We start from the raw sequence: 22,405 nt of genomic DNA, 5'->3' as shown, positions 1-22,405 counted from the left end.
CAGCGTAGCGTCGCTAAAGCAATATTTATAGCTTTAAGGAGTATGCCCATGACTCCCACGATCGCCGCCCGGTTCGACGGCACCGAGTACAGCCGCGCCGAGGTTCTGTCGTGGGAGGACCGTCGCATTACCGCGGCGGCACGCCTGCTGGATGTACAGGTGCCGGACGGAGATGTCGCGATCCGGCGCGGGACGCTGCTGCACGCGAAGCTCGCTCTCGGCCCTGACGAGATCGCCGCGCGGCTGAGGCGCAGGACCGCAGCGGCCGATCTCGTCGCGCGCGCCGGGTCACAGCTCAGCCGACGCAGGCGCATCAGTGCCATCGACCTCCACGTCGGCGCCGGCTCCGCAGAGGAGTTCGTGACCACGTTCGACCGATGGACAGAGACCTCCGACCACGAAGCGATGCTGCGCGCCTGCCCGGACCACTACATCATTCGCACCGACGCGAACGGGCGCCAGGAAGTGCTGGAGACGACGGGCGGCAGCCCGTTACCTTCGCTCTTCCGGATCGACTACTCCGACGTGTCCTCGCTGACCACTGCGCCGAACGCCCGTTTTCCCCTCCAGATCGCGGGCGTGGCCCGAGCCTCCGACGGATCGGTCATCGGTGGAGTCCGACACCAGTTCCGCGACGACGCAGACGGCTTCAGCGCGCGCCTGACCGTCGAGTTCCCGCTGCCCACTCCGCGCCGGATGATCGGCGGGCACCGGTGGCATCTGGCGTGTGAGTTCTCGAATTGGATCGAGGCGGCGTTCGGGTGGGCACCCTTCGACCAGACCCGGTGACGGCCCACCGACACCTGCACGAAACGGTCAGGGCCTGTCGTTAGGCTGTGCCGCATGGCTGCAGACATCGTGCCGATCGGGCTGAGCTTGACCAAGGGCGACGTGTACACGCTGTGGGCACCGCGGTGGCGCGCCGACGGAGACGAGTGGGAGGCGTTCCTCGGCAAGGACGAGGACCTCTACGTGCTCGATTCCGTGGCAGACCTGGCCGCGTTCGTGCGGACCAACACCGACAACGACCTCACCGACCACCCGGCGTGGGAGAAGCTGACGGCGGCGAACGCACACCGGTTGGTGCCCGACGAGGAGCACTCCTACGACCTCGCCGGCTTCGAGGAGATCCTGTCGAACAAGCCGACCGAGGACAGCGTGCGCACGCTGCACCGCGCACTGTCGGTCGTGTCGTCGATCGGATCGGTGTGCGAACTGCCCGCGGTGACAAAGTTCTTCAACGGCAACCCGCTCCTGGGCACCGTCGGCGGCGGAGCCGAGGCGTATGCCGGCCGGGCCGGGCGCAAGCGCTGGGCAGAGATCGAGAAGATCATCAACCGCGGCTGGGACGCGGTCATCGAGTCGATCGACGAGATCATCACCAAGCCCGAGGTGGACAGCGCCGCCGTCGAGAAAGCCCAGGCCGAACTCGACGAGCCGGCACCCGAGCCGGAAGAGGACGAGGTGATCATCGATGACATCGTGGACACCGAGGAAGAGGCCGACGACCTGACCGCGGCCGCCGAGGACAAGGTGCTCGGCAGCGACGAGGACTTCTGGGCGCGCGTCGGCATCGACCCGGTCCGGATGATGACCAGCAGCGGCACCTTCTTCACGCTGCGCTGCTACCTCGACGACCGGCCCATCTTTCTCGGCCGCAACGGCCGCATCAGCGTGTTCGGTTCCGAGCGGGCCCTGGCGCGCTACCTGGCCGACGAACACGATCACGACCTGTCGGATCTCGCGACGTACGACGACATCCGCACCGCGGCGACCGACGGATCGCTGCGCGTGGAGGTCACCGACGACAACATCTACGTGTTGTCGGGGATCGTCGACGACCTCGCCGAAGGTCCCGACGCGCTCGATCACGACCAACTCGAGCTCGCCGTCGAGTTGCTGCGCGACATCGCCGACTACGCCGAGGACACCGGCGTCGCGGCCAAGCTCGACAAGGACACCGCGCTGGGCCGGCTGATCGCCTACTCGCTGGACCCGGGCTCGGTGTCGCGGCCGAGCGCGCCGTACGCCGAGGCCGTCACGCAGTGGGAGTCGTTGGAGCGCTTCGTGGAGTCACGCCTGCGCTCGGAGTGACGCCCGCAGAGCGTCGGTGAAGACGGGCGTGTCGGTGAGAAAGCCGACATGTCCGCCCGGGAAGATCTGCGCGGGGGTGCCGAGCGCGTTGGCGAGCGCCGACGACGTCTGGTGGGTGAGCAGTGCGCCCGAGTCCGCGCCGATGCCCACGACGACGCGGCTGCCGCGCAGTGAGGCGACGTCGGGTCGATAGCCGGTGGTGGCCCTCAGGTCGTGATCGAAGAAGCGGGCAGCGTGCCTGCGCTCCTCCTCGCTGGGCGGCGGGGGTATCGCCCTGCGCCTCGGGTGGCTCGAAGCCTGCGTTGACCATGAAGGCTCGCCACGCAGCGTGGACGCCGTCGGCGTGGAAGGTGTCGATGATGCGCTCGGTGTCGGCACGGTGCGCTTCGGCGTCGGCGAGCAACTCGATCAGCGGCGGTTCGTGGGCGATCACCGTCTTCACGCGTCCCGGCCACCGCGTCGTCAGCCCCAACACGGTGACGGCCCCGCCGCTGGAGCCGAAGACGTCTGCGGCGTCGGCGCCCAGGTCGTCGAGGATCGCCACGACATCCTGAGCGCGCGTGTCGATGGTCGCCGGCTGGTCGGGATCGTCGAGCGTGCTCGTGCCGTATCCGCGCGGGTCGAAGGTCACGACCGTGCGCTCGGCCGCCACGGCATCGGCGAGTGGCTGAAAATCACCGGCCCCCATCGGGGATCCCACCAGGACGAGCAGGGGTCCGCTACCGCGGACTTCGTAGTGCAGGACGGCGCCGGGAACGGACAGCTGGCGGGTGACGGGAGAGGTGGTCATGGTGAGTTCGACTGGTGCGAGGTGCGGAATTCATCGCGCGCTCGGCTGCGACGAGCGCACGCGAATGCACGCAACGTGCGGCGCGCCGCTGTGCAAACGCGCGCGCTCGCCGGACGGGGGCTAGCCGATGAGGACGGCGTAGCGCGGCTTGATGACTTCGTCGATGATCGCCAGGCGCTCGTCGAACGCGATGAACGCCGACTTCATCGCATTGATCGTGAACCGTTCGAGATCGCTCCACCCGTAGCCGAACGCCTCCACCAGCCGGAGCATCTCCTGGCTCATCGAGGTGTCGCTCATCAACCTGTTGTCGGTGTTCACCGTCACCCGGAAACGCAGGCGGGCCAGCCGGTCGAACGGATGCTCGGCGATGCTGTCCACCGCCCCGGTCTGCACGTTGGAGCTCGGGCACATCTCGAACGGCACGCGCTTGTCCCGCAGCAGCGACGCGAGCCGACCCAGCCGCGCCGTGCCGTCGGGATCGACGGTGATGTCGTCGACGATGCGTACGCCATGGCCGAGCCGGTCCGCCCCGCAGAACGCGATGGCCTCGTGGATCGACGGCAACCCGAAGGCCTCACCCGCGTGAATCGTGAAGCGCGCGTTGTTGCTTCGCATGTATTCGAACGCGTCGAGGTGACGGGTGGGCGGGTAGCCGGCCTCCGCACCGGCGATGTCGAACCCGACCACGCCCTGGTCCCGGAACCGGATCGCCAGCGCCGCGATCTCCCGCGACCGCGCGGCATGGCGCATCGCGGTCACCAGACACCGCACCACGATGGGGCGCCCCTGCGCTGCAGCCGCCTTCTCTCCGTCGGCGAAGCCCGCCAGCACCGCCTCGACGACCGCGTCGAGGGACAGCCCGCCGTCGATGTGCAGTTCGGGGGCGAACCGGATCTCGGCGTAGACGACGTTGTCCTCGGCGAGGTCCTCCACGCACTCCAGTGCCACGCGATGCAGCGCCTCCGGGGTCTGCATGACGCCCACGGTGTGGGCGAACGGTTCCAGATAGCGCACCAGCGAGCCGCTGTGGGCCGCGGTGCGGAAGAACGTCGCCAGCGCCTCGGCATCCTGTTCGGGCAGCTGGTCGTACCCCGTCTCCTCAGCCAGTTCGAGGACAGTCTGTGGCCGCAGCCCCCCGTCGAGATGATCGTGCAGCAGCGCCTTGGGCGCCTGCCGGATGTTCTCCAGCGTCAACGGTGTCGTCATCTGGCTCTCCTCACGTGATCCGGTCGATGATCAGCGGACGCGCAGGCGGTGCGTCCTCGCCCACCCGCCAGGCCCCGTCGAGTTCCGACAGCGCCGGCGCGAACCGCTCGGGGGTGTCGCTGTAGAGCGTGAACAGCGTCTCACCCGCGGCCACGGGTTCGCCGGGCCGGCGATGGATGCGCATTCCTGCGCCGAACTGCACCCGCTCGCCCGGTGCCGAGCGGCCCGCGCCGAGCCGCCACACCGCGAGTCCCACAGCCATCGCGTCGATGTCCCCCATCGTGCCACCGCGGGGAGCGATCACGGTCTCGCTGTGAGCACCGATCGGCAGCGGAGCCGCGAGATCACCGCCCTGAGCTTCGATCAGCGCGCGGAAGGAATCCATCGCCGTTCCGTCGCGCAGCGTCTGCGCCGGATCGACGGCGTCCAGGCCGGCCGCGTCGCACATCTCCCGCGCCAGGGCGACCGTCAGCTCGACCACGTCCTCGGGTCCCCCGCCGGCCAGGACGTCCAACGACTCGGCCACCTCGACCGAGTTCCCGACCGTGCGTCCCAGCGGCACCTCCATATCGGTCAGCAGCGCGCGGGTGGCTACGCCGTGGTCTCGCCCCAGCGCCACCATCGTGGCCGCCAGCTCACGCGACTCCGCCTCGGTGGCCAGAAACGCCCCCGAGCCGACCTTCGTGTCGAGCACCAGCGCCGCCGCGCCTTCGGCGATCTTCTTGCTCATCACCGAACTCGCGATCAGCGGAAGCGACTCCGTGGTGCCGGTGACGTCGCGCAGCGCATAGATCTTGCGGTCTGCCGGCGCCAGTTCCCCGGCGGCGAAGATCGCCGCGCCGAGGTCCCGAAGTTGTTGGTGGATCTGCGGTTTGGAGATCTCGGCGGTGAACCCGGCGATGGACTCGAGCTTGTCGAGCGTGCCGCCGGTGTGCCCGAGGCCCCGTCCCGCCGCCTGCGGGACGGCGCCACCGCACGCCATCACCATCGGGACCAGCGGGATGGTGATCTTGTCCCCGACGCCGCCGGTGGAGTGCTTGTCGACGGTCGGGCGGCCGACGTCGGAGAAGTCGAACCGCTCCCCCGAGGCGACCATCGCCGCGGTCCAGCGGGCGATCTCATGAGTCGACATGCCCCGCAGGAAGATCGCCATCAACAGCGCCGCCATCTGCCCGTCGGTGACACGGTCGCGGGTGTAGGCGTCGATCACCCAGTCGATCGCGGCGTCGGAGAGGGTGTGGCCGTCGCGCTTGGTGCGGATGACGGACGGAGCATCGAGATGCGACATCGGGCCCTGCGCATCGAAAGTGTTCTGCGTCACCCTGATTCCTCTCCGGAGCTGCGCGCCAGATCATCGGGTCCGAATGCGTCGGGCAGCAGGTGGCGCAGCGGGCGTGGACCTGACGGATGGTCGACGAGCATGTCCGGGCCACCGTGCTCGAGCAGCACCTGTCGGCAGCGCCCGCACGGCATCAACGTCGCGCCGTCGGGGCCCACGCAGGCCAGTGCGAGCAGGCGCCCACCGCCGCCGGAAACCAGGGCGCAGACCACTGCGCACTCCGCACAGAGACCCAGGCCATATGAGACATTCTCCACATTGCAGCCGGTCACTATTCGGTCATCGTCGACCAGGGCCGCCGCCCCGACCGGGAATCCCGAATAGGGGGCATAAGCGTGCTGTGACACATCAATTGCCATGCGCCGCAACAACTCCCAATCGATTTCGGCGCTCACATCAGGCCTTCCCGGCAGACTCTGAATCCATTCCGAACCCCCTGCCTCGTGACCAGCAGTATCAGATAGGCGACCCTAATAAACGCCCGTTTTCGAGGGCATACGGCCACAGGCTAGTTCGTTCGACAGTACAAAGGAGATTAGAGTCGCTGCGAGGTTCGGAGAACCAGCCGACGGGCATATCTTCCGAGCATCCACCGATGGCGTTGGAGGGGTCAGATGAGTACGGCAACATCATCGGGCGACATTGCGGCACCACGCTCGCAGCCGTCGCGCCGACGAACCCTGTATCGCGGCGATCCCGCGATGTGGTCGTGGGTTCTGCACCGGATCTCCGGTGCCTCGATCTTCTTCTTCCTGTTCGTCCACGTGACGGACACCGCGCTGGTCCGGGTCAGCCCGCAGGCCTACAACGAGATCATCGAGACCTACAAGACGCCGATCATCGGCCTGATGGAACTCGGCCTCGTCGCGGCCGTCCTCTACCACGCGCTCAACGGCATCCGCGTGATCCTCATCGACTTCTGGTCCGAGGGACCGCGCCATCAGCGCAAGATGCTCTGGGTCGTCGCCGGTGTCTTCCTCACTGTGCTGATCGCATCCGTGGGCGTCATCGGCATGCACATGGTGGAGAGGTTCTTCTAAATGCCCGAGAACCCGTACGACCACATCAGCGACCGCGGCGGCAGCGCGCCCGTCATGCAGCGCAGCCACGACCGGCCGGCCAGCCTCGACAACCCCCGGGCGCCGCGGCGCGCGGGCGGCATGCCGAACTTCGAGAAGTACGCGTGGCTGTTCATGCGCTTCTCCGGCCTGGTGCTGGTGTTTCTTGCGCTCGGCCACCTCTTCATCATGTTGATGTGGGACGGCGGCGTGTACCGCATCGACTTCAACTTCGTCGCACAGCGCTGGTCCTCGCCGTTCTGGCAGACCTGGGACCTGCTGCTGCTCTGGCTCGCTCAGCTGCACGGCGGCAACGGCATGCGCACGATCATCGCCGACTACAGCCGCAAGGATTCGACCAAGTTCTGGCTGAACACCCTGCTGGCCCTGTCGATGGTGTTCGTGCTGGTGCTAGGCACCTACGTGCTGCTGACGTTCGACGCGTCCATCTCTTGATCGGGAGCTCACGATGATTCAAGAACACCGCTACGACGTCGTCATCGTCGGTGCCGGCGGCGCCGGCATGCGCGCCGCCGTCGAGGCCGGTCCGCGCGTGCGCACCGCCGTGCTGACCAAGCTGTACCCGACGCGCTCGCACACCGGCGCGGCCCAGGGTGGCATGTGCGCCGCGCTGGCCAACGTCGAAGAGGACAACTGGGAGTGGCACACCTTCGACACCGTCAAGGGCGGCGACTACCTCGCCGACCAGGACGCCGTCGAGATCATGGCCAAGGAGGCCATCGACGCGGTGCTCGACCTCGAGAAGATGGGGATGCCGTTCAACCGCACCCCCGAGGGCCGCATCGACCAGCGCCGCTTCGGTGGCCACACCCGCGACCACGGCAAGGCTCCCGTGCGTCGCGCCTGCTACGCCGCCGACCGCACCGGGCACATGATCCTGCAGACGCTGTACCAAAACTGCGTCAAGCACGACGTCGAGTTCTTCAACGAGTTCTACGCCCTCGACATCGCGATGACCGACACCCCGTCAGGCCCGGTCGCCACCGGCGTGATCGCCTACGAGCTCGCGACCGGTGACATCCACATCTTCCACGCCAAGGCGGTCGTCTTCGCCACGGGCGGCTCCGGCCGGATGTACAAGACCACCTCCAATGCTCACACGCTGACCGGCGACGGGCTGGGCATCGTCTTCCGTAAGGGACTTCCCTTGGAGGACATGGAGTTCCACCAGTTCCATCCGACGGGCCTGGCCGGCCTGGGCATCCTGATCTCCGAGGCCGTGCGCGGCGAGGGCGGCCGGCTGCTCAACGGCGAGGGTGAACGGTTCATGGAGCGCTACGCGCCCACGATCGTCGACCTGGCGCCCCGCGACATCGTCGCCCGCTCCATGGTTCTCGAGGTGCTCGAGGGTCGCGGCGCCGGACCGAACAAGGATTACGTCTACATCGACGTGCGCCACCTCGGCGAGGACGTGCTCGAGGCCAAGCTGCCCGACATCACCGAATTCGCCCGCACCTACCTGGGTGTCGACCCGGTGAAGGAACTGGTGCCCGTCTACCCGACCTGTCACTACGTCATGGGCGGCATACCCACGACCGTCAACGGGCAGGTGCTCTCGGACAACACCACCGTCGTGCCGGGTCTCTACGCCGCCGGCGAATGCGCCTGCGTCTCGGTGCACGGCGCCAATCGGCTGGGCACCAACTCGCTCCTGGACATCAACGTCTTCGGCCGCCGCGCCGGCATCGCCGCCGCGAATTACGCACTGGGACATGACTTCGTCGACCTGCCCGAGAAGCCCGCCGACATGGTGGTCGGCTGGGTCGGCGACATCCTCTCCGAACACGGCAACGAGCGCGTCGCCGACATCCGCGGGGCGCTGCAGCAGTCGATGGACAACAACGCCGCGGTGTTCCGGACCGAGGAGACGCTCAAGCAGGCGCTCACCGACATCCACGCGCTCAAGGAGCGCTACGCCCGAATCACCGTGCAGGACAAGGGCAAGCGCTACAACAGCGACCTGCTCGAGGCGATCGAGCTTGGCTTCCTGCTGGAGCTGGCGGAGGTCACCGTGGTCGGCGCGCTCAACCGCAAGGAATCGCGCGGCGGACATGCCCGCGAGGACTACCCGAACCGCGACGACACCAACTACATGCGGCACACCATGGCCTACAAGGACGGCAAGGACCTGCTGTCGGACATCCGGTTGGACTACAAGCCGGTGGTGCAGACGCGGTACGAGCCGATGGAACGGAAGTACTGACACATGAGCGCGCCTGTTCTGGACAAGCAAGACACTCCCCCCGTGCCCGAGGGCGCGGTGATGGTGACGCTGAAGATCGCCCGGTTCAACCCGGAGGCGCCGGATGACGCTGGCTGGCAGAGCTTCCGCGTGCCGTGCCTGCCGAGCGACCGGCTGCTGAACCTGTTGCACTACGTGAAGTGGTACCTCGACGGCACGTTGACGTTCCGCCGGTCCTGCGCGCACGGAGTGTGCGGGTCGGACGCCATGCGCATCAACGGCGTGAACCGCCTGGCGTGCAAGGTCCTGATGCGCGACATGCTGCCGAAGAACCCGAGCAAGGCGCTGACCATCACGATCGAGCCGATCCGCGGGCTGCCCGTGGAGAAGGACCTCGTCGTCGACATGGAGCCGTTCTTCGACGCCTATCGGGCGATCAAGCCGTACCTGATCACCTCGGGCAATCAGCCCACCCGGGAACGGATTCAGAGCCAGACCGACAGGGCCCGCTACGACGACACCACCAAGTGCATCCTGTGTGCCTGCTGCACCACCAGTTGCCCGGTGTACTGGAGCGAGGGGTCCTATTTCGGCCCGGCAGCGATCGTCAACGCCCACCGGTTCATCTTCGACAGCCGTGACGAGGGCGCTGCCGAGCGGCTCGACATCCTCAACGACGTCGACGGGGTGTGGCGTTGCCGCACGACGTTCAACTGCACCGAGGCCTGCCCGCGCGGCATCGAGGTGACCAAGGCGATCCAGGAAGTCAAGCGGGCGCTGATGTTCGCTCGCTGACTTTCTCTGCGACCTGCTCGTCGTAGTACCGCAGGATCACCGCGACGGCCGCGGCCACCGGAACCGCCAGGAACGCGCCGATCACGCCGAAGGTCGACGCGCCCAGCGTCACCGCCAGCAGCACGATCACCGCGTGCAGCTTCATCGACTTCGACTGCAACCACGGCTGCAGCACGTTGCCTTCGAGCTGCTGCACGGCCACGATGATGCCCAGCACGATCAGCGCGTTCACCGGACCGTTGGCCACCAGCGCGACGAGCACCGCCAACCCGCCGGCGACGAACGCACCGACGATCGGCACGAAGCCGCCGATGAACGTCAGGATCGCCAGAGCGTAGGCCAGCGGGACGCCGAGGATCACCAGGCCGATGCCGATCAGCACCGCGTCAACGAGGCTGACCAGCGCCTGGGTCCTGATGAACCCGCCGAGGGTGGCCCACACGCGCTGCATGACTTCCGCCAGGTGCGGGGCTGCGGGCATGCCGGCGACGTGGCGCAGCCACGGCAGGAACCCCGGCCCGTCCTTGAGGAAGAAGAACGCCACGACGATCGCGGTGAACACGGTGACGAGCGCCGACGTCGCAGCGCCGACACCGGTGAACAGTCCGGCCGCGATCTTGGCGCTGCTGGAATTGAGCGTGTCGTTGATCGCGTCGACCGCTGAATTCAGTTGGGCGTCACTGATGTTCAGCGGCGGCCCGCCGAGCCAGTCGCGCACCTGAACCACCCCGGCGGTGGCCTGCTCGGCCAGCTCGCCGGCCTGGTTCACGATCGCCGGCGTGACCGCGGCGATGATCCCGGCCAGCACGGCGACGGCCGCGACCAGAACCAGCAGCGCCGCGGGGGCCGGGGGCAGCCCCTTGCCGCGCAACCAGCGCACCGGCGGCCACAGCACCGTGCACAGGATCAGCGCGAGCGCGACCGGTAGCAGGATCACCCACGTCTTGCCGATCACCCACGACAGCACCCACAGCGCCGCTGCGACCGCCACGAAACGCAGCGATGCACTCGCCACGGACTGGAGATGCCTGTTGTACAGCTGGCCTCGGTCCACCCGCCCTTTCTACCCATCGGCGCGGAATTCACCGCCATCGGCGAGCCAGAAAGTCGCGGATCAGCTCGGTCACCGCGGTGAGGTCGCTCTCCAGCAGGAAGTGGCCGCCGTCGCGCAGGTGGATCTCGGCGTCGACGGCGTCCTCAGCGAAGGCTCGAGCCCCGTCGGGTCCGAAGAACGGGTCCTTGTCGCCCCACACCGCCAGCACCGGCACCGCGCTGGCGCGCAGATACTCGTGCAGCCGGGGATAGAGGCGGGGGTTGCTCGCGTAGTCGAGGAAAAGTTTGAGCTGAATCGCGTCGTTGCCCGGCCGCGACAGCAGCGCGTAGTCGTGGTGCCAGGTGTCCGGGCTGACGACGGTCGGATCGGGCACACCCGCCACGTACTGCGTCTTCGTGGCCTCGAACGACAGGAACTGACGCAGCGCTGCGGCCGTCTCCGGCGTCTGCTCACGCTGGTAATCCCAGACCGCCGCCCAGCCGTCCGGGACGAAGCCCGCGTCGTAGCCGTTGCCGTTCTGCGTGATGATCGCCGTGACCGCCTTCGGGGTGCGCAGCGCGAGCCGCCAGCCCACCGGCGCGCCGTAGTCCTGCACGTACATGGCGTAGGTGGTGACGTCGAGCTGGTCGAGCAGGCCTGCAGTCAGGTCGGCCAGTGCGTCGAAGGTGTAGTCGAACTCCTCGACCGGCGGCGCGTCCGAGTAGCCGAAGCCCAGATAGTCCGGGGCGATCACGTGGTAACGGTCGGCGAGTTCGCCGATCAGCTCACGGAACATGAACGAGCTGGTCGGGAAGCCGTGCAGCAGCACGATCACCGGCGAGCCCGCAGTGCCGGCCTCGCGGTAGAAGATCTGGCGTCCGGCGACGGTGGCGTACCGGTGATGGACTGTGTTCACGACGTAACTCCTAAAGTTGCTTTTGCTGGTTAGTCCCCAGTGAAGCGCCCACGGTGTAACCTGTCAATAGCCTTTGGGAGGTTAGTCATGGAGATGCCGGCCGCGGGACCTGACGACGAGACACTGCTGCTCGATCTGCTCAACACCACGCCCGTCGTCGACGGCGTGCCGACCGACCTGCTGGAACCGCAGTGGCTGACCGAACGCCACATCGAGCCGTCCGAGCTCACGGGCCTGGGAGCTGCGCGGGACGTATTGCAGGCGGTGGTCCGCGGCGAGCGATCGCCGGCAGCGCTACAGCCGTTTCTCGACGCCGTGACGCTGCAGCCCGTCATCTCCGACGCCGGCATCGACTGGCAGTTCACGGCCGCTGACGCCGCGGCGCGGACCGTGATCGCGTGGGACACGCTGCGAATCAGCAGCCCCGGGCGTCTGCGGCCGTGTGCGAACGACGAATGCCACCTGTTCCTGCTGGACCGCAGCAAGCCGAACACCGCGCGGTGGTGCTCGATGGCGATCTGCGGCAACCGCATGAAGGCCCGACGGCACTACCGGCGCAGCCGAGCGGACTGACGGCGCGCGCTCGGCAGTCGCGAGCGCGCGCAGAGTGCCAGCTTTGGCGGCGCGTCGGTGTGCAAACGCGCGCGCTCGCGGGGCACAGTGACACCCATCCGACGCGGGGGCGGTGACGAATGCCAGACATGCCGACTGAACTGGTTGTCCTGGTCGACGACGACGGCCGCCGCCTCGGATCCGCACCCAAGGCGCAGGTGCACCACGAGTCCACGCCGCTGCACCTGGCGTTCTCCTGCTACCTCTTCGACGACTCCGGCAACGTCCTGCTGACCCGCCGGGCCCTGCACAAGCGCACCTTCGCCGGCATCTGGACCAACTCCTGCTGCGGCCACCCCGCCCCCGACGAGTCGATGACCGACGCCGTGCACCGCCGCGTGCGCGAAGAACTGGGCGTCGGCATCGCCGAGCTGACCTGCGTGCTGCCCGACTTCCGCTACTACGCCGTGGCCGCCGACGGCGTCGCCGAGAACGAGCTCTGCCCGGTCTACTGCGGACGCGTCGACGGGCCCGTGCGTGCCGACGCGGACGAGGTCATGGACCAAAAGTGGGTGCCGTGGGAGCAGGCCCGCACCGCCGCCCGGCTGGGCTGGGCCATCAGCCCGTGGGCTGTCGAGCAGATCCCGCTCCTCGACAACGCCGGCGTCCCGCGGAGCCGCTAACCCCTGGTCTGGAACAGCCGCTCGGCGTACGCCAAATCGTCGCGCCACAGCCGGGCCGCCGCGCGTCGCATCAGCGGACGCAACAGCGGGCCGGCCACCAGGCCCTTGCCGAAGTGAGGCCGATCCGAGTGAGCGATCACGGCCTCCACCACCGCGGTCCGCGGCCTCCCGTCAGGACCCGGCCCGAGAGGCGTCGCGTGCGTCTCGACGACGCTGCCCTGCCCCTCGCCCTCGATGATGCGCATCGTGACCGTGCGCGGGCCCGGCGTGGTGAACTCCGCGATCACCGGAACGCCGAGACGGCCGATGCGGAACGTGACGTCGACGACGAACCGGTCCAGCGCGTCGGGCAGATCGTCCTCGGCCGGCGGGGCGCTGAGCACCTTGAGCTGGGTGAACGAATACGGGTGAAACCACGCGCCGTGCCACGGGTCGAGCCGGTTGGCCACCACGTCGGCCGGTTCGCAGACGCCCTCGAGCCGCGTCACCGCGGCCAGCGCCGGATCGCCGGGGCGTGGCATCGGCGGCGGCGTGTCCGAGAGCGGCGACGTCGCCGGGTCGACGGCGTCGTCGAAGCGCACCCAGCACAGCACCCCGTCGTCGTGGGACGCATGCGGCTTCCACGTGCCGTGCCTGCGCTCGCCGAGCCGCAGCCCGTGCCACGGGCACACCAGCGTGCCGCACTCCACCGGCGCGGTCGCCAGATCGGCACCCAGGTGCGGGCACGCCCGCGGCGCGACCAGCAGTGCACCGTCGGCCCCACGCCACGCGACGATCTCCCGCCCGGCGACCGTGGTCCCCAGTGCCGAGGAGGTGAGCGTGGAACTCTCCGCGAACGCGAACCAGTTACCGCCCGCCTTGCGCTGGGCGCGGCGCAGCGCGGCCGAGATCAGCGCGGGATTGGCATCAGCGTAGGTCGGGGTCTGGCCCGCCCAGTCGAGCGCCGGCAACGTCTCGAACGGCCATGCGGCAGCAACCCTTTGGCGCCAGCCCTTCTGCTCGCTCATCGGGCCGCACCCGCAGTGGCCAGCCGGCGCAACACGCCGGAGCGTCCCTGGTTGGGCACCGTGTGCAGAGGATGGCCGGCCACCCCGAAGCCGCCCAGCAGCTCGTTGGCCGCCGTCCAGCCCGTCGTCGCGGCCCGCTCCATCAGGGCGACCGGAAGGTCGATGCGAATACCGTCCCCTGCCAGCATGATTCGCGGATCGGGAGTGGACACGCCCGGCCGGTCGGCGAAGTCTCCGGGGGCGAAGCGCGGACAGTCGTCGCGGCGCAGGAGCCGCTCGTCGACAATCGAGGCAGTCACCGTCTCAGGGTAGAGCTCGTGCATCCGCTCAATCAGTGCGGCGCGCACCGTATCCACCGGTTCGGTGACCGAGTAGGCGTGCAGTTCCACGACCGATCCCCCGGTCCGCGCGGCCCACCGCGCCGCCTCCCGCTCGTAACGCTCCACCACGCTGACATTGTCCAGCGGTTCACGTCCCCCAGTGCCGACGAACGCGGCGCGGTCCGGACGCACCGGACGGTCCAGCCACAGCCGCAGCACCACGAACGGCGGCGCCGTGCCCATCGCCGCGACCCGCTCCCGCCACGGCGCATCCGCCACCCCGGGTGACGCCGCGACGATGCGCTGCAGACCGGCGACGTCGGTGGCCAGCACCACGCCGTCGGCGTCCAGGACGTCACCGCCGGCCGTCTGCACCGTCACCTTCTCCCCTGCCGTCACCGCGTCGACGGTCTCGCCCGTGTGGAACACCACGCCGCGCCCTGCAAGGTAGCCGCGCAGCGGATTCCACAGGGCCACATCAAAATTCGCACTCGCGACGTCGAAGATGAGACCCTCGCTGGAACCCAGGAAGTAGATGTGGAACATCGTGACCAGCTCGCCGGCCGACAACGCCTCGGGCCGGGCGAAGAAGCTGCGGGCGAACACTTCGAACGCGAGGTGGCGCGCCGCGTCAGGAAAGTTGATGTCGCGCAGGAAGGTCTGCGCATCCCGGTGGTCGAGCAGCCGGTACGTGTCGGGCACCGACACCGCGGCCAGCGGCGCGGCGGCCTTCGCGTCGATGCGCACGAGGTCGCGCAATCGAAAGGTGGGGCTGCGCAACGCGAATGCCAACGCATTGAGCGGCGGGGTCTGCGGCAGTCCGCGGAACGTGTCCTGCCGGCCCGCGCCGTCGATCAGCGGATAGTCCGACACCGGCGTCAGCGCCGCCAGATCAGGATCGCCACGCCGCAGCAACGCGCGCAGGTTGTAGTACTGCCGGAAGAACGCGTGGAAGCCGCGGTTCATCCCGGTCTGCGACCCGTCGGCCAGCGTCTCGGTCCACCCGCCCACGCGGCCACCGAGATAGGGCTGGCGCTCGATGACGTCGACGGAGACGCCGCGTTCGGCCAGGCCGGTGGCGGCGGCGAGACCGGCGATGCCGCCGCCCACCACGACCACACGCGGTCGGGCACCGTCACCGGTGATCGCGGGACGCCCGGGGCGGGCGGGCCAGGTCTGCCGGCGACGATCAGTCACCGATCACACGCTCCCGTAGCGGGCGCGAGCCACCCACGACTTGCCCAGGCCGGCCGCAGCAACGACCGCACGCCGCGGCTTCCCCACGGTGGCGCGCCGGCCGAAGATGTCGAAGTCCGACGCCTCGATGCGGTCGAGGATCTCCGAGTACAGCGTCGACGCGGCCGCCACGCAGGGCCGCGAGGCGTGGGCGAGCTTGCCGATCCCCGGTTGCGCCTCGTCGTAGGTCGTGCGGGTGATGGCGTGCTGTTCGGCCAGCGCGGCGCGCAACCGGGGCTCGGTGCGCCGGTTCGCCTGGCACCACCGCAATAGATCCCGGTCCACGCCGTGGGCGGCGAGCTCGTCGGCGGGCAGGTACACCCGACCCCGGTGCAGATCCTCGTCGACGTCGCGCAGGAAGTTGGTCAGCTGGAACGCCTTTCCCAATGCGGCGGCATAGGGTGCGGCCTCCTGCCGCGGGACGACGGTGCCGAGGATCGGCAGCATCTGCAACCCGATGACCTCGGCCGAGCCGTACATGTACTTCTCCAGCGCGGCACGGTCCGGATAGTCGGTCACCGTGAGATCCATGCGCATCGACGCGAGAAAGTCATCGAACAGATCCCAGCCGATGTCGTATTTGCGCGCGGTGTGCACCACCGCGGCCAGCACCGGGTCGTCCCCGCAGGGCTGATTCTCGACCAGGGCGTTGAAGAGCCGCGTGGACAGCTGCTGCAACTGCTCGGCCCGCTGGTCGACGGTGCGCGGATCGTCGAGGTCGTCGAGGATGTCGTCGGCGAAGCGGGCGAAGCCGTAGAGCGCGTGCACGGCGGGCCGTTGCCGCGGCGCCAACAGCCGGGTGGCCAGGAAGAAGGTCTTGCCGTAGCGGGCGTTCAGGCTGCGGCACTGCCGGTAGGCGTCGCGGAGCAACGGGTCCCGGACGCCGGCCGCATCGAGCTCGGTGTGGATCATGAGCGGTTGACCTCCGAGGTGGGGTGGCTGGCGTGCACGCCGGTGATGCGATCGGCGGCAAGCCGCCCGGACAGGATCGCAGTCGGCACGCCGACCCCGGGGACAGTGGAGGAGCCCGCGAGGACGACGTTGTCGACGCCGCGGACGGTGTTGGCCGGCCGGAACGGCCCGGTCTGAGAGAACGTGTGCGCCAACGCGAACGGGCTGCCAGCTGCCATCCCCTGGCGGCCCCAGTCCGCGGGGGTCACGACGTGGAGCACCTCGGCGTCGTCGGCGACACCCGGTGCGCGCTTGCGGACCGCGTCGATCATGTCGTCGACGTAGCCCGGCCCCACGGTGTCCCAATCGACCACGCCCACATCGGTGTTCGGCGCCGGTGCGAGCACGTACAGCAGGTCGCGGCCTGCCGGGGCCAGCGACGGATCGCCGGCCGTCGGGCGGGTCACCAACAGCGACGGGTCCCGCATGGTGGTGCCGTCGTCGATGATGTCGCGGAACGTCTGATGCCAGGCGTCACCGAACAGGATCGTGTGGTGCCCGGCGGCCTCCCCGACGGCCTCGCAGCCGACGTGCGCGACGACGGCCGACGGCGCGGCCCGCAGCTTCACGGGACGGCGCGGCGTGCGACGCACCAGTCGGTAGGTGTCGGGCAGCTCGGTCGTGAGCACCACGGCGTCCGCCGGCACCCGGACACCCTCGGCCGTCCGCACCGCGGTGACCCGGGACCCACTGAACTCGAGCTCGGAAACCGTTGCGTTGTAGACGAATTCGACACCAGCATCCGATGCCGCCGCAGCCATCGCGTCAGGCAGCGCCCGCACCCCGCCCTGCGGGAAGTACACGCCGGCCACCGTGTCCATGTAGGCGATCACCGCGTACGCCGCGAGCGCGCTCTGCGGCGGCACGCCCGCGTAGAGGGCCTGGAAGGTGAACACCCGCAGCAACCGCTCGTCGGTGATGTGGCGGCGCACCATGCGCTCCCAGCCGCGGAAACCGCCGAGCGCGGCGAGCCGGGCCAGCTGTGGCGTCACCAGCGACAGCGGTGAGTCGAAGTTCGCGCCGATGAAGCCGTCGAACTCGGTGCGGTAGAGCCGGGTCAGCCAATCCCGAAGGCGCAGATAGCCGTCGGCCTGCTCGCGGCCGGCGAAACGCTCCACCTCGGCGGCCATCGCCGCGGCGTCGGTGTGCACGTGGACCGCGCTGCCGTCGGCGAAGCGGGCCTCGTAGGCCGGATCGACCCGTTCCATCGGTAGCCGCGCAGCCAGTGTGTCGCCGACGGCGGCGAACGCGTCGTCGATGATGTCCGGCATCGTCAACACCGTGGGACCGGTGTCGATCTTGTAGCCGCGGATGTCCTCGCGGCCGACGCGCCCGCCCGGGTGGGCGCCGCGCTCGACGACGGTGACAGCCCGGCCGCGGCCGGCGAGCTGCAGTGCGGCCGAGAGCCCGGACAGTCCGGCTCCGACGATGACGACGCGGTCGGTGCGTCCGGTGACGGTGCGCATCACGCCGCCCGCTGGGTGCAGGCGACGGCCATGTCGGCCAGCGCGGCTCGGGCGACATCGGGCAGCTCGACCGCATCGAGATGGTCCAGCGCCAGGCTGTGCCGATCGGCGATGAGCTCCTCGATCCACTCGACAGCGCCGCTGGCGACGATCAGGTTGCGCCAGTGCTCGGCGGCCTCGGCATCGATGTGCGGGCGGTTCATCAGGTCGAAGAGCTGATCACGCAGTGGCGGCTCGGCCAGCTGATAGGCCGCGATGATGACGCTGGTGGCCTTGCGTTCCTCCATGTCGGTGCCGGCCGACTTCCCGGTCAACGACGGGGTGCCGAACACTCCGAGGAGGTCGTCGCGCAGCTGGAACGCCTCGCCGATGGCGGCGCCGTAGGCCGAGAGCGCGTCGACGACGGCGTCGTCACAACCAGCCATCACCGCGCCGATCTCCAGCGGCCTGCGCACGGTGTAGTTGCCTGACTTTCGACGGAGCACGTCGAGGACCTCCTCGAGGGTGGGCAGTGCATGTGAACTGTTCACGAGGTCGGCGAACTGTCCGATCGCCAACTCGGTGCGCATGTCGTCGTAGTGGGGCCACACCCGATCGAGGGCGCGCTGGCCGACGCCGCTGCGGCGCAACATCTGTTCGGCCCACACCAGGCACAGATCTCCGAGCAAGATCGCGGCCGATTCGCCGAACCGATCGGACGACCCCGCGAGCCCGCGCTCGCGGTGCCACCGACTGAACGACACGTGCGCGGCCGGCCGGGCGCGGCGCAGTGGCGAGCAGTCCATCACGTCGTCCTGGATCAGCGCGAAGGCGTGCAGAAGTTCCAAGCTCGCCGAGGCCCGCATCGCGGCTGTATTCACTTCCACGTTCATCTGGACGTTCTCGCGGTCGTCACCGGCTCTGTCGTGTCCTCCGCACAGCCAGCCGATGTACATGAACGTCGACCGCACGTACTTCCCCCCGTCGAGGAAGTCGGCGAGCAGACCGCCCGCGATGTCGACGTTGGCCGCCGCCAAGCGGTCGACGCATTCGGAGCGCACGAATTCGGCGAGATGACCGCGCACCGCCTCGCGCAGACTGCCTCGCCAGGCGTCCAGAGGTGCCACCGGCCGCGCACCCGACATCACCAAGCGAGAGCCCGTCCACTTGCCATCTCTCAAGCTGACCCCTCCTGGTGCACGCCCTGGTCGACTCGCGTCACCACCCATTCGTAGCGCCGTCGGCCCCGGATGGGTCGCCGTGGCGGACAACGACAGTGGCGCGCGCCACACCCGAATCCCGACGAACTGACTCAACCAGTACCCGTTCCAGAGCCAAACACGTATCGGCGGCGAGATCACCTCGAATTCGGACCGGACGTCGAACCCCACCCCCACTGGGGCCGCAAACAACGAATTCCGAACCTGTGAGGTTGCTGAATCGAGGGAATCAGTCGATAGTGATCCCGTTCACAACGGATTCCAAGCAGGAGGCGCGATGACCAGCGTGGAAAGCAAAGGACTCAAGGGCGGGGCGCTCGGCCTCGTCTCGAGCATCGTGGTCGGGATGGCCTCCACGGCTCCCGCCTACAGCCTGGCCGCCACGCTGGGCCTGATCATCGCCAGCGGCGGAGCCATCCTCTCCGGGGTCAAGGCGCCGGCCATCGTGCTGATCTCGTTCATCCCGATGTACCTGATCGCGGTCGCCTACCAGGAGTTGAACAAGGCCGAACCGGACTGCGGAACCACCTTCACCTGGGCCTCCCGCGCCTTCGGTCCGGTCATCGGATGGCTCGGCGGCTGGGGCATCATCGCCGCCGACGTCATCGTGATGGCCAACCTCGCCCAGATCGCGGGCGCCTACTCCTTCACCTTCGCCGGGGACCTGGGCTGGGACGCCGCCGCCACGCTGTCGAACAGCACCTTCTGGTCCACGGTCGCCGGCGTCATCTGGATCGCCGTGATGACCTACATCTGCTACCGCGGCATCGAGGTGTCGGCGAGGCTGCAGTACGCGCTGCTGGCCATCGAAGTGGTGGTCCTGATCGGGCTGTCCATCGTGGCGCTGGTCAAGGTCTACACCCGAACCGCGGAGAGCTACTCGCTCATGCCGTCACTGTCCTGGTTCTGGCCCGGCGGACTGGACTTCAGCACCGTCATCGCGCCCGCGGTACTGACCACGATCTTCATCTACTGGGGCTGGGACACCGCGGTCGCCTGCAACGAAGAATCCGACGATCCCGGTCGCACCCCGGGCCGGGCCGCAGTGATCTCCACCTTCCTGCTGCTGGCCACCTACGCGCTGGTCAGCGTCGCCGCCGTGGCGTTCGCGGGCGTGGGAACCGACGGCGTCGGGCTGGGTAACCCGGACAACTCCGCCGACGTGTTCGCCGCGATCGGTCCGGACCTCTTCGGCGACAGCGTGCTCGGCCACATCGGAATGCTGCTGCTGTCCGCCTCGATCCTGACCTCGGCCTCCGCGTCGACCCAGACCACGATCCTGCCCACGGCCCGCACCACCCTGTCGATGGGCGTCTACCGGGCACTGCCCGAATCGTTCGCCAAGATCCACCGGCGCTACCTGACCCCGACGACGTCGACGATCGCGATGGGTGTCGTCTCCGCCGTGTTCTACGTCCTGTTCACCGTCATCAGCACCAACCTGCTGACCGCGCTGATCGGCTCGGTGGGCCTGATGATCGCCTTCTACTACGGGCTGACCGGCTTCGCCTGCGTGTGGTTCTACCGAAAGACGTTGACCCGCAACACCCGTGACCTGGTGATGCGCGGCGTGGTTCCGCTGCTGGGCGGCATCGTGCTCACCGTCGTCTTCGTCTACGGCCTGCTCCAGTACGCCAAGCCCGATTGGCTCACCGACGACGACGGCAACAACGTCACGATCTTCGGTGTCGGCGCTGTCGCGGTGGTGGGTATCGGCGCGCTGGTCCTCGGCCTGGTGCTGATGATCGTCTGGCGGATCGCGTCACCGGACTTCTTCGCCGGCCGCACGCTGCCCCGCCGCAGCCACGACCTCGTGCTCGAGACCGTGCCGGACCAGGAGGCGGCCGTGGCGCACTTCGGCCTGCCCGATGCCGGCGACATGCCGACCGTCATCGCCCGCGACCTGTCGAACCTGCCGCCCGGCGAGCGTGCGATCGACCCACGCACCGGCGAAGAATTCACCAAGGGCTGACTTTCACACAGGTTTCACGCACTGGCCTGCCAGCAAGCTGACAGGACCGTATATTCCGGCCCATGGCGATCACGGAGGAACCGTCGACACCCGCTGTCGGCGGGAAGGGTCTTCAGGCGGGCGCCCTGGGGCTGGTGGGCAACGTCGTGATCGGCCTGGCCGCAGTCGCCCCTGCGTACAGCCTGGCGGCCACGCTCGGCTACGTGGTCCTCGAAGTCGGCGAGAAAGCGCCGTCGATGTTCGTGCTCGCGTTCCTGCCGATGCTGCTGGTCGCGTTCGCCTACAAGGAACTGTCCCAGGACACCCCGGACTGCGGGACGACGTTCACCTGGGGCACCAAGGCGTTCGGGCCGTGGATCGGCTGGATCGGCGGGTGGGGTCTCGCGGTGTCGGCGATCATCGTGCTGGCCAACGTCGCCGAGGTCGCGGCGATCTACCTCTACAACTTCCTCGGCCTGGACTCGTTGGCCGACAACCCCGTCGCCACGGTGTCGCTGGGCTGCTTCTTCATCATCGCGATGACACTGATCTCGGCCCGCGGCATCGTGGTCAGCGAGCGGGTGCAGAACGTCCTGATCGCCATCCAGTTCGGGGTGCTGATCGTGGTCAGCATCATCGCCCTGGTCCGGGTGTTCTCGGGAAATGCGGGCGCGCAGGCGATCACACCGCAGTGGTCCTGGCTGTGGCCCAGCGGGCTGGACGTGTCGTCGATCGCGGCGGCGGTGATCCTCTGCATCTTCATCTACTGGGGGTGGGACGCGTGCCTGGCCGTCGGCGAGGAGACCAAGGACCCCGGAAAGACGCCGGGCATCGCCGCGGTGATCACCACGCTGATCCTGGTGTGCACCTACGTGCTGGTGGCCTACGCGCTGCAGTCCTTCGCAGGCTTCGGTGACGTCGGGATCGGGCTGAACAACCCCGACAACACCGACGACGTGCTGACCGTGCTCGGCGAACCGGTGGCCGGCGCGATCGCCGCGTCGGCGCTGCTGCTCACCGTGTCGGTCTCGGCGCTGTCCTCCACGCAGACCACGATCCTGCCGACCGCGCGCGGCACCCTGTCGATGGCCGTGTACGAAGCGATTCCGCGACGGTTCGCCAACGTGCACCCTCGCTACATGACGCCGGCGTTCGGCACCATCGTGATGGGCGTGTCCGCGCTGTTCTTCTACCTGATTCTGAAGGTGTTGTCGGAGAACGCCCTTGCCGATTCGGTCGCGTCGCTGGGTCTCGCGGTGGCCTTCTACTACGGGATCACCGCGTTCGCCTGCGTGTGGTACTTCCGCCGCACACTGTTCACCTCGGTGCGAAACATGTTCTTCCGCGGCATCTTTCCGCTTCTCGGCGGCCTCGCGATGGCGGCCGCGTTCGTCATCAGCGCCAAGGACATGATCTCCCCCGACTACGGCTACACCGCGTTCGGCCCGATCGGCGGCGTGTTCGTGCTCGGCATCGGCATGCTGGTGCTCGGCGTGCCGCTGATGCTGGCCTGCTTCGCCTTCGGCACCAAGAGGTTCTTCCGGGGCGAAACGCTCAATGCCCGCACCGAAGTCAAGGTTCCCGACGTCTTCTAAGGACTCAC

General features: G+C 68.5%; 21 protein-coding genes. 10 read left to right on the top strand and 11 right to left on the bottom strand.

Annotated elements, in window-relative coordinates; all coding sequences use genetic code 11:
• The first annotated feature begins 48 nt into the window (after nt 1-48).
• Together PGN37_RS22610 and satS are read left to right on the top strand one after the other, a co-directional pair.
• Nucleotides 49-789: a hypothetical protein gene (locus tag PGN37_RS22610; RefSeq protein ID WP_335333226.1), complete on the top strand. Its 741-nt coding sequence runs from the start codon at nt 49-51 to the stop codon at nt 787-789.
• A 54-nt stretch (nt 790-843) separates the two neighbouring features.
• Nucleotides 844-2,094, top strand: coding sequence for a protein export chaperone SatS (gene satS, locus PGN37_RS22605; RefSeq protein WP_335333225.1), 1,251 nt, complete (start codon nt 844-846; stop codon nt 2,092-2,094).
• Here satS and PGN37_RS22600 read toward each other — a convergent pair.
• The 4 genes from PGN37_RS22600 to PGN37_RS22585 all read right to left on the bottom strand — a co-directional run bounded on the left by PGN37_RS22600 (nt 2,039) and on the right by PGN37_RS22585 (nt 5,827).
• On the bottom strand, nt 2,039-2,884 hold the full coding sequence (locus PGN37_RS22600; protein ID WP_335333224.1) for an alpha/beta fold hydrolase: 846 nt from the start codon (nt 2,882-2,884) through the stop codon (nt 2,039-2,041). The two genes, satS and PGN37_RS22600, sit on opposite strands and share 56 nt — an antisense overlap.
• Nucleotides 2,885-3,004: 120 nt before the next feature.
• Nucleotides 3,005-4,093, bottom strand: a complete 1,089-nt coding sequence (locus PGN37_RS22595; protein ID WP_335333223.1) for an adenosine deaminase — start codon at nt 4,091-4,093, stop codon at nt 3,005-3,007.
• 10 nt (nt 4,094-4,103) lie between these two features.
• A complete protein-coding gene (locus tag PGN37_RS22590; RefSeq protein WP_335333251.1) occupies nt 4,104-5,381 on the bottom strand; it encodes a thymidine phosphorylase in 1,278 nt (425 codons plus the stop codon).
• A 29-nt stretch (nt 5,382-5,410) separates the two neighbouring features.
• Nucleotides 5,411-5,827 carry a cytidine deaminase gene (locus tag PGN37_RS22585; protein WP_335333222.1) on the bottom strand — a complete coding sequence of 139 codons (417 nt, stop codon included), beginning with the start codon at nt 5,825-5,827 and terminating at the stop codon, nt 5,411-5,413.
• A gap of 219 nt (nt 5,828-6,046) precedes the next feature.
• On the opposite strand from PGN37_RS22585, the gene sdhC reads away from it, so the two are divergent.
• The 4 genes from sdhC to PGN37_RS22565 are packed head-to-tail and all read left to right on the top strand — an operon-like array spanning nt 6,047 to nt 9,488.
• Nucleotides 6,047-6,472, top strand: coding sequence for a succinate dehydrogenase, cytochrome b556 subunit (gene sdhC / locus PGN37_RS22580; protein ID WP_335333221.1), 426 nt, complete (start codon nt 6,047-6,049; stop codon nt 6,470-6,472).
• On the top strand, nt 6,473-6,946 hold the full coding sequence (locus tag PGN37_RS22575; protein WP_143819659.1) for a succinate dehydrogenase hydrophobic membrane anchor subunit: 474 nt from the start codon (nt 6,473-6,475) through the stop codon (nt 6,944-6,946).
• Nucleotides 6,947-6,959: 13 nt separating this feature from the next.
• The gene (sdhA, locus tag PGN37_RS22570; protein ID WP_335333220.1) at nt 6,960-8,714 is read left to right on the top strand and encodes a succinate dehydrogenase flavoprotein subunit; all 1,755 of its coding nucleotides are present in this window, start codon (nt 6,960-6,962) and stop codon (nt 8,712-8,714) included.
• 3 nt (nt 8,715-8,717) lie between these two features.
• Nucleotides 8,718-9,488 (top strand): succinate dehydrogenase iron-sulfur subunit, encoded by a 771-nt coding sequence (locus PGN37_RS22565; protein ID WP_335333219.1) that lies wholly within the window; start codon nt 8,718-8,720, stop codon nt 9,486-9,488.
• On the opposite strand, the gene PGN37_RS22560 is transcribed toward PGN37_RS22565, so the two are convergent.
• The gene (locus PGN37_RS22560) at nt 9,460-10,542 is read right to left on the bottom strand and encodes an AI-2E family transporter (protein ID WP_335333218.1); all 1,083 of its coding nucleotides are present in this window, start codon (nt 10,540-10,542) and stop codon (nt 9,460-9,462) included. The two genes, PGN37_RS22565 and PGN37_RS22560, sit on opposite strands and share 29 nt — an antisense overlap.
• 28 nt (nt 10,543-10,570) lie before the next feature.
• Nucleotides 10,571-11,437, bottom strand: coding sequence for an alpha/beta fold hydrolase (locus PGN37_RS22555; protein ID WP_335333217.1), 867 nt, complete (start codon nt 11,435-11,437; stop codon nt 10,571-10,573).
• Nucleotides 11,438-11,524: 87 nt separating this feature from the next.
• On the opposite strand from PGN37_RS22555, the gene PGN37_RS22550 reads away from it, so the two are divergent.
• Complete coding sequence (locus tag PGN37_RS22550) at nt 11,525-12,010, top strand: CGNR zinc finger domain-containing protein (RefSeq protein ID WP_335333216.1); 486 nt, start codon at nt 11,525-11,527, stop codon at nt 12,008-12,010.
• A 119-nt stretch (nt 12,011-12,129) separates the two neighbouring features.
• Nucleotides 12,130-12,672 carry an isopentenyl-diphosphate Delta-isomerase gene (gene idi, locus PGN37_RS22545; RefSeq protein ID WP_442932995.1) on the top strand — a complete coding sequence of 181 codons (543 nt, stop codon included), beginning with the start codon at nt 12,130-12,132 and terminating at the stop codon, nt 12,670-12,672.
• Here the strand turns inward: idi and PGN37_RS22540 are convergent.
• The 5 genes from PGN37_RS22540 to PGN37_RS22520 are packed head-to-tail and all read right to left on the bottom strand — an operon-like array spanning nt 12,669 to nt 18,776.
• The gene (locus PGN37_RS22540) at nt 12,669-13,679 is read right to left on the bottom strand and encodes a DUF5914 domain-containing protein (protein WP_335333214.1); all 1,011 of its coding nucleotides are present in this window, start codon (nt 13,677-13,679) and stop codon (nt 12,669-12,671) included. The two genes, idi and PGN37_RS22540, sit on opposite strands and share 4 nt — an antisense overlap.
• Nucleotides 13,676-15,196: an FAD-dependent oxidoreductase gene (locus tag PGN37_RS22535; RefSeq protein ID WP_335333213.1), complete on the bottom strand. Its 1,521-nt coding sequence runs from the start codon at nt 15,194-15,196 to the stop codon at nt 13,676-13,678. Before PGN37_RS22535 ends, PGN37_RS22540 begins: the two co-directional genes overlap by 4 nt.
• 3 nt (nt 15,197-15,199) lie before the next feature.
• Nucleotides 15,200-16,147, bottom strand: coding sequence for a phytoene/squalene synthase family protein (locus PGN37_RS22530; protein ID WP_335333212.1), 948 nt, complete (start codon nt 16,145-16,147; stop codon nt 15,200-15,202).
• Complete coding sequence (gene crtI / locus PGN37_RS22525; RefSeq protein WP_335333211.1) at nt 16,144-17,652, bottom strand: phytoene desaturase family protein; 1,509 nt, start codon at nt 17,650-17,652, stop codon at nt 16,144-16,146. The genes PGN37_RS22530 and crtI overlap by 4 nt, the downstream gene beginning before the upstream one ends.
• The gene (locus PGN37_RS22520; RefSeq protein ID WP_335333250.1) at nt 17,652-18,776 is read right to left on the bottom strand and encodes a polyprenyl synthetase family protein; all 1,125 of its coding nucleotides are present in this window, start codon (nt 18,774-18,776) and stop codon (nt 17,652-17,654) included. Before PGN37_RS22520 ends, crtI begins: the two co-directional genes overlap by 1 nt.
• Nucleotides 18,777-19,128: 352 nt before the next feature.
• On the opposite strand from PGN37_RS22520, the gene PGN37_RS22515 reads away from it, so the two are divergent.
• Nucleotides 19,129-20,823, top strand: coding sequence for an APC family permease (locus PGN37_RS22515; RefSeq protein WP_335333210.1), 1,695 nt, complete (start codon nt 19,129-19,131; stop codon nt 20,821-20,823).
• A 62-nt stretch (nt 20,824-20,885) separates the two neighbouring features.
• The gene (locus tag PGN37_RS22510) at nt 20,886-22,397 is read left to right on the top strand and encodes an APC family permease (RefSeq protein WP_335333209.1); all 1,512 of its coding nucleotides are present in this window, start codon (nt 20,886-20,888) and stop codon (nt 22,395-22,397) included.
• Nucleotides 22,398-22,405 lie beyond the last annotated feature (8 nt).

The sequence above is a fragment of the Mycobacterium kyogaense genome (assembly GCF_036946525.1).
In the GTDB taxonomy this organism is placed as follows: Bacteria; Actinomycetota; Actinomycetes; order Mycobacteriales; family Mycobacteriaceae; genus Mycobacterium; species Mycobacterium kyogaense_A.
The sequence above is the reverse complement of the archived record's forward strand: the minus strand, read 5'-3'. Positions and strand labels throughout refer to the sequence as shown.